Here is a 14,044-nt window from a genome sequence, read left to right on the forward strand (position 1 = left end):
GAACATTGCGTCGCCGCGGCGTCATTCCCGCTGTCATCGGCGCGGCGGTATCCTGCCGCCAGCGCCGGGTGTTCCGATCCAACCTGAAGTGGAGGTGCCGATGTACCAGGTGATCCTGTTGAAGAGTGAAACCGCGTTCGCGCGCGAGCAATGGCCGCAGGTCGACGATCTGGTGGACTATGAGGGCGTCAGCTACAGCCTGCGCGCCGGTCCGCGCCAGCCGCTGCCGACCGACCACGACTGGCCTCCGGTGGCGGTGTACGCCCCGGACGAAATCACCGAGGAAGAGTTCCAGGACTGGTATGCGCTGCAGCAGCCGACGGTGGAGGAGCTGCGGTTGAAGTACTGAACCGCGGGGGCGGGTGCTGCGGGCGGGGCCGCCCCGGGCATCCGACCTTGACCGGTCGTGCCGTATAGTCGCGCGCAGGCGCGGTGGTCCGCGCGAACCGGTGTGCATCTGGCGTGTCTTCTTTCCTGCAATCGATCCGCACGCGCGGGCCCTGGCTGGGCCTGCTGCTGGGCGCCGCCCTTCTGCTGTCCGCGCCGGTGTTCGCCCAGGATGAGGCGCCTACGCCGAAGCAGCAGCTGGCACAGATTGACAGCACGCTGAAGGAGATCGCGCGCAAGCGCGACGACGCCGAAGCCACCGAAACACTCGGCACGCTTTCAGAGGACGCCTCGAAGGCCAAGCGGGATGCAGAGGCGCTGGAAAAGTCCCTGCAGCCACAGCTGGACCAGCTCAAAGAGCAGCTGGCTCAGCTGGGTGAAGCGCCGCAGGGCACCACCGAGCCCCCCGACCTGGCCGCGCAGCGACGTACGCTCAGCCGCGAGAGCGATGCCCTGGCCGCCTCGGTGGCCCAAGCCAAAGCCATCGCGGTGCGTGCCCAGCAGTTGAGTGCGGACATCGACAAGCAACGTTCCGCGCAGATCAGCGAGGAACTGGGCCGCAAGGTCGATTCACCGCTGTCGCCGTCGCTCTGGCGGCAGGTGGCCGATCAGCTTCCCGATGACATCGCCCGCGTGCGCCCGTTGGCGCAACAGGGGCGTGACACCCTGGCCAAGGCCATCGACACCCACGGCTGGGGCACCCTGCTGCTCGGCCTGGCCGCAGCACTGGTGATGATGTTCCCGCTGCGCCTGTGGCTGCGCGCGCTGGGGCGCCGGTTTGCCGCCTCGGAACGCGCGCCGGACGGCCGCCTGCGCCGTTCCGGCCTGGCCATGTGGCTGCTGCTGGTGGGCACCCTGCTGCCGGGCTATGCGGTGGTGGTGCTGGTGGCTTCGCTGAATGCCATTGGCGGCATCGCCCCGCGCCTGCAGAACGTGGCCGATGGCCTGGTGGCGGCGACCTTCGCTGCAGCCTTCATCGCCGCGCTCAGCGCGTGCCTGCTGATGCCCAGGCGCCCCTCCTGGCGGCTGCTTAACCTGGATGACACCGCCGCGCTGAAGCTGCGCAAGTACGCCTGGGGTGCCGCTGCGCTGGCCTGGCTGAGCAACGTGCTGGTGGCCATCGACCGTGCCACCCGCACCAGCGACGTGACCACGGTGGCACTGGATGGCGTGATTGCGCTGACCTACCTCGGCCTGATCATGGCCATGCTGGTGACCCTGGCACGCCTGCACCGGCGGCAGACGGCTGAAGCCGAAGCGAAGCTGGAAGCGCAGGCCGATGGTCTCGGCGCACAGCAGCCGGTGCGCCGCAGCAGTTGGTTGGTACTGGCGCGCGTGGCTGGCAACATCGCGGTGGTGGCGGCGATCATCGCCACGCTGCTGGGCTATGTGAACTTCGCCAAGTTCGTGAACCAGCAGTTGATCGGCGGCAGCATCGTGGTGCTGGCAGCCACACTGCTGTTCAAGTTCGTCGATGATTTCTGCACCTGGCTGTTGAACGCCGACAGCAAGGTTGGCCAGACCATCCTGCTCAGCACCGGCCTGAGCGTCTCCAGGCTGGAGCAGGCCGGCGTGCTGCTGTCGGCGGTGCTGCGCACCTTCGTGGTCCTGATCGCGCTGCTGGCACTGGCCGCGCCCTTCGGCAATGTCGGCTCGATCGTGGAGCGCTTCGCGTCGCTGGCCAATGGCATTCCCATCGCCAAGGACCTGACGCTGGAGCCGGGCCGCATCGTACTGGCCATCGGCGTGCTGCTGGCCGGGCTGGGGGTGATGCAGGTGGTGCAGCGCTGGCTGGCCGACACCTACCTGCCCAAGACCGAACTGGATCTGGGCGCGCGCAATTCAATCAGCACCGTCGCCCGCTATCTTGGCATCATCATCGCAGTGCTGTGGGCCCTGACGGTGATGGGCCTGAACCTGCAGAAGCTGGCGCTGCTGGTCAGTGCGTTGTCGGTGGGTATTGGTTTCGGCCTGCAGGCGATCACCCAGAATTTTGTTTCCGGCCTGATCCTGTTGGCCGAGCGACCGGTGAAGATCGGTGACTGGGTGAAGCTGGGTGACCAGGAAGGCGACATCCGCCGCATCAATGTGCGCTCGACCGAGATCCAGGTGGGCGACAAGTCCACGTTGATCGTGCCCAACTCGGAGCTGATCACCAAGACCATCCGCAACATGACGATGGGCAACAACCAGGGCCGCATCCAGATCCAGTTCGCGGTACCGACCAGCACCGACGTCGCCGGCCTGCGGCAGGCCATGCTGGATGCCTATGGCGCGCACACCAGCGTGCTGCAGACGCCCGCGCCGACGGTATACATCGACGGCATTGCCGGCGGCCAGATCACCATCAACAGCTTCGCCTACGTGGCCAGCCCGCGGCAGGTGTACGGCACCCGCAGCGATCTGTATTTCAGTCTGTTGCAGATCCTGGCGGAGCGGAACATTCCGCTGTCCACGCCAACGGACATCCACATCACCCGCGACCCCCAGGAGTAGGGGATTCCCGGCAGGGCTGCGCCCTGCACCTGCCGAGGCCGGAGCAACAGCAACAGCAACACCAAGCATTCCATGGGATGGCGGGGGGGGGGGGGGGGGGGGGGGGGGGGGGGGGGGAGGGGGACATCAGTTTACCCCATTTTCGTGGCGGTCCGCCCCCCCTCCCCCCCCCCCCCCCCCCCCCCCCCCCCCCCCCACCCCGCCTTCGACAGATTTCCGCGATCTGCTGGAACTGCTTTTGGGGTCAGATCCTTCTTCTTCCGCAGAAAACGGATCTGACCCCAGATTGCTTTCGATATCTGACAGAAGTGTCGACCAAGGTCGACACCTACCCACACCTGCCGGAAACCGTCAGAGGTGGGGCGGTGTGGGTTGGCAGGACCGTTGGCGCCATGGATGGCGCCATCGAGCCCCCATGGATGGGTTTACGGCGTGTCCTGCCAACCTACACCGCCCCGCCATCCCACGGAATGCACGCTGTTGCTGTTGCCTTTGCTCCAGCTCGCAGCAGGTGCAGGGCGCAGCCCTGCAGAGAACCCTATCCCCGCGGTCGGCTGCGCGAGGGCACCAGCGCGAAGGTATCCACGGCCAGCTTCTCGGCGTGATTCAACCAGGCGCGGATCTCCAGATCGTCCACTTCATGATCCAGTCCGAAGGACACATTGATCTTGCCGTCGGCATCAGGCTGGACCCACTGCTGGGCCAGCACCACCTTGCGCTGCGATGACACGGCCTCGATCCAGAAACCGCGATCCGGGCGCGTGCTTGCCACCAACTGCAGCATGTACTGGCCGGCGCGGGTGCGGCGGCCCTTCTGGGTGATCATGTGGGCCTGGCGCACGCTCGGGCGCGGTCCCTGGAACGCATCCAGCGGCGCGTCCACCGCGATGCCACCACGCAGGTCGTCGTCGCGGTACAGCTTGATGCCGTTGTCGCGGTTCACCAGCAAGGCGCACCAGTCGCCGTCGGCCGACCCATCCTCGAATGCGGTGCAGCGATCCACATAGGCCAGGGTGTTGTCCGGATCGGCATCGTCGAACTGGCGGGACGTGTTCTCCAGATACACCGACTTCAGGCTCCAGTCCTTGTCGTACTCCAGCAGGACCGGCGGCTGCACGTGCTGCATGCCCACCACCACCTGGTCGTCGTTGTCGATCCTCAGTTCGCGGGTCGGCTCGCCCAGCCATAGCGACCGGGCGAATGCCAGGTACTGCGGGTAATCGCGGCCGCCATCGCGACGCGCCGCGACGCTGGCACTGGGGGCACGCGTTTCGTCCAGCAGCGAGCGGCCGAAGCCCATCGTGCGCAGGCCCGGATCGAGCAGGCCCAGCAGGGTGGCGCCGGAGTCCAGCGTCGAGCCGTTCTCCGCCGCCAGCTGGCGCGGCGCCACGCCATCACCGAGGAACAGCAGCAGGTTCTCGCGTTTCTGCCTGGCCAGCACGTGACTGAGATCGTTGGGCATCGCCAGATGGTCCGAGGCGATCACGATCAACGTGTCCTTGCCGTACGGACTGGCCTGGATGCGCTGGACCAGCTGCGAGATCAGGCGGTCGGTGCATTTGAGCGCGTTGAGCAGGCCGATGTTGCCGTACTGGCTCTGGTAGCGTTCGCCCTTGCACGACACCGGCAGGTGGCCTGCGGGATGGTGCGTATCCATGGTCAGCGTGGTCAGCATGAACGGTGCGCCGGCGCGCGAGAGCTGCTCGAAGCGCTGGTAGGCGGTGTCCAGCAGCACGTCATCGTGTACGCCCCAAGCAGAGTAGTGAATGCGCCCGATCTTCTTCTGCTGCTTGAACCACGCCAGATCATGTACTTCGTCGAAGCCGTGGCTGGCCAGGAACTGGCCCTTGCCGGCGAACTGGCCGTTGGCGCCGCCCAGATAATGGTTGGTGTAGCCCTGCTGCTTCAGGTAATCGCCCAGGCACACGGCCTTGGGCAGGAAGCTGCCCATCCGGTCCATGCTGTTCTCATCGCCCTGCGAGGTGGTCAGCGGCACGCCGCACATCGATGCCACCAGCCCGGCGATGGTCCAGCCACTGCCTTCGGCCGATGCCAGGCCGCGCACATCCAACGACCTGGCGGCCAGACGATTGAGATTGGGCATCAACCCGGGGAACACGTTCTCGTCCAGATAAGTGCGTTCAAGACTTTCGCCGTAGATCCAGACGATGTTGCGCGGCCGCTGCAACGGCTGGGTAGGCACCTGGTATTCCGGCGCGATGCGCGCGAAATCAACCGGTCGCAGCTGCTGGTAAAGACGCTGGCCGTCGCGCGCCAGCGGACTGACCATGAGCGTGACCACCCATGCGACGGCGAAGCCGGCGAACCAGGCCGCACCCCGTCCGGGCCGATGCCAGCGGCGGACCCGCGTGGCGAACAGCGGTAGCAGCGAAACCAGGGCCAGCACGATGAAGCCGGCGATGTAGCCCTTGAAGTCGGCGACGCCGGCACCCTCCATGTCCGCACCCAGGTGGTACAGCGTGGCGGCGTTGAGTCCGTCACCGGAGAGCTTGTCGATCAGCCACCACGTGCTGAGCGCCAGCAACAGCAGTGAGAACGAACCGGCCTTCCACCACATCCATTTGTCGGAAGCGAGGAACAGCCAGGCCAGCAGCAACAACGACAGCAGAAGGATCCAGAGCATAGGCGGCTTCGGCAGTGAACGGGGTGGTGCGATGGACGTCGTACCGACGCGTGCCCATCCGACCGGCGCTGCCGCTAGCATGTGTGCATGACAGGCCGATGACCCGATAGTGCATGCACGAACCTGACTGAAATGTTTGTTGATCGACCGCGTGCGGTAACAGCGCGATCAAGTAAAACGAGCGTGAAAACGCGCGTTGGATTGCATTAAGAACCGCATGAATGCGGCACTTCGGAGATGGACGTATGGCGCAGGTGCACATATCGCGCACCACGCACTCCGCTCATCGATGGCCGCGTTCCTCGCGTGCCCGCGCGCGCCGATCGAACAACAGCGCGCTGGTGACGATGCCCAGCCCCAACGCCACGCCGATCAGCATCAGCACCAGCGCGATCGCCGGGTAACCGAACACATGCCAGCCGGTATCGAGCTTCATCATCAGCGATGCGGCGAGAATCAGCGCTGCGCTGATGATGCCCGCCGCCACGCGGTTGGCGATCTTCTGCAGGTTCTCCATCAGCCGTGATTCCTCCAGCCCGGTCACCTTCATCTGCAGGCGGTTCTCGGCCAGCAGGGCCATGATGTCCGACAGCTTGCGCGGCCCATCGCGCAGCAGCTGCTGCAGCTCCATCGCCTCGCTGGCGAGGTTGGCGGCCGACAGCGACTTCTTCAGGCGCGCGCGCATCACATGCTGCAGCTGGCGTTCGACGATGCGGCGCGTGTCCAGTTCGGGCGCGAGCAGGCGGCAGACCGTCTCCAGGTTCAGCAGCGCCTTGCCCAGCAGGCTCAGTTCCGGCGGCGTACGCAATCCACAGGCCGTGGCGATGCGCACCATGTCCAGCACCACGCGTCCCTCGGAGAAATTGCCGCTGGCGGCATAGCGCGCGATCAACTGGCCGGTCTCGCGCAGGTAACGCTCCTCGTCGAAGGCTTCCAGCCGGGTGCTGATGCTGATCAGATCGTCCGCCACTTCTTCGCCGCGGCCATCGACGGCGGCGAACAGGATCTTCAGCAGGCGCTCGCGCAGCCGCGGTGGCATGTGCGCGACCATGCCCAGATCGAAGATGGCGAGGCGACCATCGGGCATCACCCGCAGGTTGCCCGGATGGGGATCGGCGTGGATCTCGCCATGCACGAAGATCTGGTCCAGGTAGCCCCGGATCAGCGCGGCTGCCAACGGGTCCATCGACTGCTCGGTACGGCGTACGCCGGGTATCGCATCCACGCGAACGCCGGTGGCCAGCTCCATGGTCAGCACGCGCTGGCTGCTGTAATCCCAGATCGGCTGCGGGACCCACAGGCGCCGGAAGGGCCGCAGATGGCGGCCGAAGCGGGCCAGGTTCTCGGCCTCGGCGTGGTAATCCAGCTCCTGCATCAGGGTCTTGGCGAACTCGTTGAGCCAGTCGCGCAGGCGGACCCGGCGGCCGACCTGGGTCAGGTGATCGGCGGCCAGAGCGAAGCTGCGCAACGCTTCCAGGTCCGAACGCAGCTGCGCGGCGACCTCCGGCTTCTGCACCTTCACCGCGACCTGCCGGCCGTCATGCATCACCGCACGATGGACCTGGGCGATCGAGGCGCAGCCCAGCGGCTCGGGGTCGAAGGCCGCGAACAGCTTGCTCACCGGTGCCCCCAGCTCCTGCTCGACGATGGCATGGATGCGTTCGACCGGAATCTCGGCCACCTTCTCCTGCATGCGCTCCAGTGCCGTGGCGAACTCCACCGGCACCATGTCTGGACGTGTGGACAGCATCTGGCCCAGCTTGACGAACGTCGGCCCCAGCGCTTCCAGGTCACTGACGAACTGCTCGGGATTGCCGTCGGCCGGCACCTCGGCCTGGCTGCCGGCTGCGTCCAGGTTCATGCCGGAGAACACCCCCGAATGACGGTAGCGCATCAGCAGGCGCAGGATCTGGCTGCGTCGGCTCATGCCTTTTACCAGCGGTGGATTGCCAGTGGCGGTGGGCGGATTGTTCAAACGGCACTCCTTGTGGACAACGACCGGTAGTGCCGGGCCATGCCCGGCGGAACGGGATCACCTCGCCAGTCTGGCCGGGGCAGGGTAGGCACGCGGTGAATCCACTTCCTCCCGGGCCGTTGGATCGGTCAGAATCCGTCCATCCTCCCTCCTGGAACCCCCATGGCCGGTGCCAGCCTGTTTGCCCTGCTCGACGATATCGCGACGCTGCTCGATGACGTCTCGATCCTGACCAAGGTGGCCGCGAAGAAGACGGCCGGTGTGCTTGGCGACGACCTGGCGCTGAACGCGCAGCAGGTAACCGGTGTTTCCGCCAACCGTGAACTGCCTGTGGTCTGGGCGGTGGCCAAAGGCTCGCTGCTCAACAAGGTGATCCTGGTTCCGGCCGCGCTGGCGATCAGCGCCCTGGAAGCCTGGCTGCATGGTCGTGGCTGGAACGTGCCGCTGATCGTGCCCTTGATGATGATCGGTGGCGCATTCCTGTGCTTCGAGGGCGTGGAAAAGCTGGCGCACCGTTTCCTGCATTCGGCGGACGAGGACGCCGAGCACCAGGCCGAGCGGCGCAGGGCGCTGGCCGATGCGGAGGTGGACATGGTGGCGTGGGAGAAGGACAAGGTGAAAGGTGCGATCCGTACCGACTTCATCCTCTCTGCCGAGATCATCGTCCTGACACTGGGCGTGGTTGCCGCCGCCTCGTTCTCCCAGCAGGTGCTCACCCTGGTGGTGGTCGCATTGGCGATGACGGTGTTCGTCTACGGACTGGTTGCCGGCATCGTCAAGCTGGACGACGCGGGCCTGTACCTCTCGGGTAAGGGCGGAGCGGTCGCAGCGTTCGGACGCGGCCTGGTCGCATCGGCGCCGTGGTTGATGAAGTTCCTGTCGATCGCCGGCACCGTGGCCATGTTTCTGGTCGGCGGCGGCATTCTGGTGCACAACGTGCCGGCGCTGCACCACGCGGTGCAGGCGCTCGGTGGCGAGGGCCAGTGGGGCTGGCTGATCGGCGCGGTTGCCAACATGGTGGTGGGTATCGTCGCTGGCGCCATCGTGCTGGCGGCGGTGACCGGCATCCAGAAGCTGCGCGGGAAGTAGCCGCGTCGCCGGACGGGCGGCGGTAGCGCCGGGCCATGCCCGGCGGAGCGCTTCAGCCCGCCTGCACGCGGTTCTTGCCCTGCCGCTTGGCCGCGTACAGCGCCTCGTCGGCGCGTCGCAGCAGCGCCTCGCTGTCATCGCCGGGCTGCCATTGCGCCAGTCCGGCACTGAAATGCACCGGCACGCGCCGGTCCTGCACGGTCAGTACCCGATGCGCCAGTGAGCGCTGCAGGCGCTGCACGGTGGCCATGCTGTCCGCACCGGGGGTCTCCGGCAGCACCAGCACGAACTCGTCGCCGCCCAGCCGCGCGATGCCATCGGTGGCGCGCAGCAGCAGCCTGCACACCGCCACCATGTGCTGCAGCAGCGCGTCACCGCCGGCGTGACCATGCGCGTTGTTGGTCTGGTGGAAGTCATCCAGATCGATCACCGCCACGCCCAGCGGCGTGTTGTTGCGTTCGGCGCGCGCCAGCTCGCGCTGCAGCAGTTCGTCCAGGCCCCGGCGGTTCAGTGCCTGGGTCAGCGGATCGATGCGCGCGAGGTCGCCGGCCATGCGCAGTTCCTGTTCCAGCTCGGCGATGCGTTGTTCAGCGCGCTCCACGTCCAGCCGTGCGGCAGCCAGGTGGTCGCGTGCCTGCGCGGCCTGCTGCTGCACTTTGCCGGTATCGCGCATCACCTCCTGCAGCAGCTGGTTCAGATCGGCGATGCTGCGCGCCTCGCGCAGCTGCAGTGCGTAGCTGCCGATACGGTCATGGTATTCACCGGTGCTGGTGGCCATGCCATCCATGCGTTCGATGAAATCCCCCATCAGTCCGCGCATCGCCGCCTTGGAGTCGTCGATGCCCTGGCGCAGCAGGCCCTGCCGGTAGATCACCTCGCGCAGCTCGGCACGCGTTCGTTCAACGGCCTCGGCCTGCAGCGGGCCGGACAGCAGTTGCCGCACCGCCGCGATCTGGCCCTGCAGCCAGCTGCGATCGTCCAGCAGTTCGCTCACATTCTCCAGTAGCAGTGCGAACAGCTCCAGCAGCAGCGCCTGCTGTTCCTGCCAGCTGCCGGCACGCACGCCGATCTGATGGCCGAGCTCGCGCACACCCTGCTCGATCGGCTCCAGGGCGCTGCCCGGCTGCCAGTGGCGCAGGCGAAGGGACAGCGCCTGCGCCTGCTCGCGCAGGTCCGGGTCGTGCTGCAGCAGCGCCACTACCGCGCCGCCCAGCAGCAGGCGCAGCTGTTCGGACAGGCGCAGGCTGTCGGGCTGCCCATCCGGTGAATGCTGGTCGATGGTGCGGATGTACTTGTCGATCAGTTGCCGCATCGCCCGCCCGTAGCGTGGCCAGTCGGCGCTGGCCTGCGCGGACTGCAGGCGATCACCCATGTCGCCCAGTTCGCCCGGCAGCGTCGCCATGCCATTGGCGAACGCGGCCAGCAGCGGCTCCGGCGCATCGGCACCGGCAAAGAGCCGTTGCAGGCTTGCGCTGCTGCCGCCCTGCAGGACCACGCGCTCGCCCTCACCCGCGTCGGCAACCGCGCGCACGCGTGCCGGCGGACCGAGGGCGGTGCCGGGGGCGGGGCGCGGATCGGGGTGGTCCGTCATGGAGCGAATCCTGGGGCTGGCAGGGTCTGGTTCCAGCATATCGGCGCGGCTGCCGATGGCTTGAACGGCTAGGATGGGCGACAGGATGCCGCACGGGAGGTGGTGATGCGCGTGATGTTGCTGGGGGCGACCGGCCTGGTCGGCGGGCTGACACTGCCCGGGCTGCTGGACGACCCGCGCTGCAGCGCCGTGATCGCGCCCACCCGGCGTCCGCTGGCGTTGACCCATGGGAAGCTGGAGAACCCGGTGCTGGCCTTTGACGCGCTGCCGGCCTCGCCTGAGTGGGCGCGCGTGGACGCGGTCATCTGCGCGCTGGGCAGCACCATCGCCCAGGCCGGCAGCCGCGCGGCCTTCCACCGCATCGACCATGACTATCCGCTGGCGTTCGCCCGCCTCGCACAGGCACAGGGCGCGAAGACCTATGTATTGAATTCCGCCGCCGGTGCCAACCCGCAGTCGTCGATCTTCTACAGCCGGGTGAAGGGCGAGCTGGAGCGTGACCTGCGCGCGCTGGGCTTCGCCTCGCTGACCCTGGTGCGGCCTGGACTGATCGGCGGCGAGCGCACCGAGGTCCGTCGTGGCGAGCGTTTCGCACTGGCGGTGCTCGGTGCCCTGGGGCCGGCACTGCCGCGGGCATGGCGGATCAATCCAGCCGTCGAGATCGCCAGGGCACTGACCGGAGCCGCGCTGGCCCCGCAACCGGGTGAGCACGTGGTGACATCAAGCGCACTGGTCGGCTGATGTCGCGTGCGCTGCGCCTGACCCAGCTGCTGCAGCTGCTGCGCCGCCATCGACGGCCGGTGGCCGGACAGGTGCTGGCCGATGCGCTGGGTATCAGCCTGCGTACGCTGTACCGCGACATCGAGACGCTGCGCGGGCAGGGCGCTGACCTGCGCGGCGAGGCCGGCGTCGGCTACCAGCTCGCGCCGAGCGACACGCTGCCGCCGATGACCCTGCCACCGGCCGAGATCGACGCGCTGGTGCTGGGCCTGCGCTGGGTTGCGGCCCGCACCGAGCCGGCGCTGGCCGAGGCTGCCCGTGATGCGTTGGCGCGCATCGCGCATGTGTTGCCCGCCGCCCGCCGCGAGGCACTGCGTGACAGCGGTCTGCGCGTGGGCCCTTCACGAACAGCGGCGAAGGTACCGGCGGCCCGGCTCCAGGCCGTGCGCGAAGCCGTAAGCGCACAGCAGCGCCTGAAGTTCGGCTACGAAGATGCGCACGGCCAGCGCAGCGAGCGCATCGTCTGGCCCTTCGCGCTGGGCTACTTCGACGAAGTTCCGATGCTGGCGGCGTGGTGCGAGAGCCGCGAAGACTTCCGCCACTTCCGGCTGGACCGCATCCGGCAGGTGCGCGCGCTGGAGGATCGCTATCACGTGCCACGCGCGATCCTGCTGCGGCGCTGGCAGAAGGCCCAGGGCATCGCACCGGACTGGTTGGATCGTTCGTAGCATCGGGCTTGCTCGACGGCCTTCGAGCTTGGCGAACAGCGGGCGAACAATCGCGATGCTGCTGACAGAATCTGTCAGCAGGGCGGTACCACCATGAAGGCTCCCAACAACGGAGCGTCCCCATGTTCAGGCCCAGCACCCTGCTGCAGTACGCAAGCGATGTCGCTGCCAGCGCCGCCTTCTACAGCGGCATCCTCGGCACACCCCCCGTCGAGCAGTCGCCCGGCTTTGCCCTGTTCCTGCTCGGCGACGGCGCCGCGCTCGGCCTGTGGCAGCGCGATGACGTGCAGCCGCCGGTGTCCACGCAGGCCGGCGCCGCGGAACTGGCGATGGTGGTCGCCAACCCGGAGGCTGTACAGCAGATGCACGACGCGTGGCGCGCACTCGGCGTGCAGATCGTGCAGGCCCCGGTCACCCTGGAATTCGGGCATACCTTCGTGGGTGTTGATCCGGATGGGCACCGCCTGCGTGTGTACAGCCGCGCCGAGGGCCTGCCCGCGCGCGGTTGAAATGAGGGGAGCCGGTACCTGCCGGTTCCGCTGTTCCCGGATGTGGTTCCGCCCACCTTTCGGTTGACCAGCAAGAAGCTGCCGAGCATGGGCTCGGCTCACCGTAGAGCGCGTACAAAAAACGCCGGGCACTGCCCGGCGTCTTCTGTGTTTCAGAGGTGGTGGTCGATCAGCTGGCCAGGGCCAGGTCGTCCATCATCGCGCGCAGGAAGCGGGCAGCTTCGCCGCCAGTGGCTGCGCGGTGGTCGAAGGTGACCGACAGCGGGATGACCTTGTGCGCTTCCACGCCGCCCATCACCGGGGTCATCTGATGGCGGGCACGGCCGGCACCGACGATGGCCACGCACGGCGGCACCACGACCGGGGTCGCGTAGCGGCCGGCGAACATGCCGAAGTTGGACAGCGAGATGGTGTAGCCACTCAGTTCCGAGGCCGCGATCGAGCGCGCTTCCACCTGCTCGCGCAGGCGGTTCACGCCTTCGCGGATGCCACGGGCGTCCAGCATGTCGGCGTTGCGCAGGGCCGGCACGAACAGGCCGTCATCGGTATCCACGGCGATGCCGATGTCCACCTGCGCGTGCAGGGTGCGGGTCAGCGCTTCGCCATCGAACCAGGCGTTCATCGCCGGCACCTTCTGCGCGGCAACCACGATGGCACGCACCAGGCGGGCGGTGACGTCGTTGCCGGGCAGCCAGGCATGGATGTCGGCGTCGTCGTTGAGCGTGGTCGGTACGACCTTGCTGTGCGCATCGGCCATCACCCGCGCCATGTTGCGGCGCACGCCCTTCAGCGGTTCCGGCTGGCCCTTGGCGACCACGCCCGGCGGTTGCGTGCGCATCGGCTTGCCCGCCGCAGACAAGGGGGTGCGGGTTTCGTTCTGTACCGGCGCAGACACCTGCGCCGGGGCCGGCGCGGCATAGGCCGCAGCGGCAGCCGGGGCCGGCGCGGCGCCGAGCTTGGCGGTGCCGTTGGCGGCGGCCTGCTTGACGTCGGCCATGGTCACCGCGCCATCGCTGCCGGTGGCGCGCACGCGGCTCAGGTCCACGCCCAGCTTGCGGGCCATCGCACGCACCGCCGGTACGGCCTTGACGCCACCGACGGCCAGCGCCTGCTCGGTGTGCACGGCATTGGAGCTCTGCATCGCGCCGACCACCGTGCCGGCGTCATCGCGCTCGGCCTTGGCGTCCTCGGCGGCGGCCGGTGCCGGAGTCGGCAGCGGCGGCGGGGTCGGTGCTGCGGCCGCAGCCGGTGCCGGCGCATGGCCGTGGCTGTGGCCGGTGTCCTGGCCATCGGCACGCTGCGGCAGGTTCGGGTCGATCTCGAAGCTGGCCAGCACCGAGCCGGTCGGAATGATGTCACCGGCCGCACCGGACAGCTTCAGCACCTTGCCGGAGACCGGCGACGGCACTTCCACCACGGCCTTGGCGGTCTCCATCGACACCAGCGGCTCGTCCAGCTTGATCACATCGCCTTCCTTCACGAACCACTCGACGATGGTCGCGTCCGGCAGGCCTTCGCCCAGGTCGGGCAGGTTGAAATTCTTGGTCTGGCTCATTTGCAGTTCTCTTCCAGCAGTTCCAGTTCGCGGGCCGGCAGCCAGCCCGTCGCACCATTGGCGCGCTCGGACCACCACCATCCGCCGTGTTCGTGATGCAGCTTGACCATCTCGCCGCTTTCCACATCCAGCTCGCGGGCGTCGTAATCGCGCAGGGCTTCGGCGCGACCGTCGTCCAGCAGTTGCAGCCAGGCGACGGGCGCCCAGCCGGCGCGTCCATCGCTGGTGCGTACCCAGGCAAACGCCGGCCATTCCTCGTCACGTACGCCTACTTCGACGATCTGGCCGGTGCGGAACCGGAGCGGGTTGGGATACTGGCTGCGGTAAGCCCCAAGGAGGCGGGCCCGCAT

The 14,044-nt window shown here is 67.7% G+C and carries 11 protein-coding genes; 6 read left to right on the forward strand and 5 right to left on the reverse strand.

Annotated elements, in window-relative coordinates; all coding sequences use genetic code 11:
- Positions 1-100: 100 nt before the first annotated feature.
- Both ACVOMM_RS02395 and ACVOMM_RS02400 read left to right on the forward strand, forming a co-directional pair.
- On the forward strand, positions 101-349 hold the full coding sequence (locus tag ACVOMM_RS02395) for a hypothetical protein (RefSeq protein WP_053520409.1): 249 nt from the start codon (positions 101-103) through the stop codon (positions 347-349).
- Positions 350-462: 113 nt separating this feature from the next.
- A complete protein-coding gene (locus ACVOMM_RS02400; protein ID WP_263176248.1) occupies positions 463-2,883 on the forward strand; it encodes a DUF3772 domain-containing protein in 2,421 nt (806 codons plus the stop codon).
- 538 nt (positions 2,884-3,421) lie between these two features.
- Here the strand turns inward: ACVOMM_RS02400 and ACVOMM_RS02405 are convergent.
- Positions 3,422-5,527 (reverse strand): phosphoglycerol transferase I, encoded by a 2,106-nt coding sequence (locus tag ACVOMM_RS02405; RefSeq protein ID WP_478053500.1) that lies wholly within the window; start codon positions 5,525-5,527, stop codon positions 3,422-3,424.
- Between the two features lie 283 nt (positions 5,528-5,810).
- Positions 5,811-7,454 (reverse strand): ABC1 kinase family protein, encoded by a 1,644-nt coding sequence (locus tag ACVOMM_RS02410; protein ID WP_227255316.1) that lies wholly within the window; start codon positions 7,452-7,454, stop codon positions 5,811-5,813.
- 210 nt (positions 7,455-7,664) lie between these two features.
- Between ACVOMM_RS02410 and ACVOMM_RS02415 the strand changes: the two genes are divergently transcribed.
- A complete protein-coding gene (locus ACVOMM_RS02415) occupies positions 7,665-8,591 on the forward strand; it encodes a DUF808 domain-containing protein (protein WP_065181519.1) in 927 nt (308 codons plus the stop codon).
- A gap of 52 nt (positions 8,592-8,643) precedes the next feature.
- On the opposite strand, the gene ACVOMM_RS02420 is transcribed toward ACVOMM_RS02415, so the two are convergent.
- Positions 8,644-10,182 (reverse strand): GGDEF domain-containing protein, encoded by a 1,539-nt coding sequence (locus ACVOMM_RS02420; protein ID WP_053519859.1) that lies wholly within the window; start codon positions 10,180-10,182, stop codon positions 8,644-8,646.
- Between the two features lie 105 nt (positions 10,183-10,287).
- Between ACVOMM_RS02420 and ACVOMM_RS02425 the strand changes: the two genes are divergently transcribed.
- The 3 genes from ACVOMM_RS02425 to ACVOMM_RS02435 all read left to right on the forward strand — a co-directional run bounded on the left by ACVOMM_RS02425 (position 10,288) and on the right by ACVOMM_RS02435 (position 12,139).
- The gene (locus ACVOMM_RS02425) at positions 10,288-10,923 is read left to right on the forward strand and encodes a Rossmann-fold NAD(P)-binding domain-containing protein (protein WP_262101377.1); all 636 of its coding nucleotides are present in this window, start codon (positions 10,288-10,290) and stop codon (positions 10,921-10,923) included.
- A complete protein-coding gene (locus ACVOMM_RS02430; protein WP_065174363.1) occupies positions 10,923-11,630 on the forward strand; it encodes a helix-turn-helix transcriptional regulator in 708 nt (235 codons plus the stop codon). Before ACVOMM_RS02425 ends, ACVOMM_RS02430 begins: the two co-directional genes overlap by 1 nt.
- 122 nt (positions 11,631-11,752) lie before the next feature.
- The gene (locus ACVOMM_RS02435; protein WP_065174364.1) at positions 11,753-12,139 is read left to right on the forward strand and encodes a VOC family protein; all 387 of its coding nucleotides are present in this window, start codon (positions 11,753-11,755) and stop codon (positions 12,137-12,139) included.
- Between the two features lie 169 nt (positions 12,140-12,308).
- Here ACVOMM_RS02435 and ACVOMM_RS02440 read toward each other — a convergent pair whose 3' ends face one another.
- Both ACVOMM_RS02440 and ACVOMM_RS02445 read right to left on the reverse strand, forming a co-directional pair.
- A complete protein-coding gene (locus tag ACVOMM_RS02440; RefSeq protein ID WP_053519855.1) occupies positions 12,309-13,694 on the reverse strand; it encodes a dihydrolipoamide acetyltransferase family protein in 1,386 nt (461 codons plus the stop codon).
- Positions 13,691-14,044: an SH3 domain-containing protein gene (locus ACVOMM_RS02445; RefSeq protein ID WP_053519854.1), complete on the reverse strand. Its 354-nt coding sequence runs from the start codon at positions 14,042-14,044 to the stop codon at positions 13,691-13,693. The genes ACVOMM_RS02440 and ACVOMM_RS02445 overlap by 4 nt, the downstream gene beginning before the upstream one ends.

The sequence above is a fragment of the Stenotrophomonas sp. STEN009 genome, assembly GCF_056760395.1.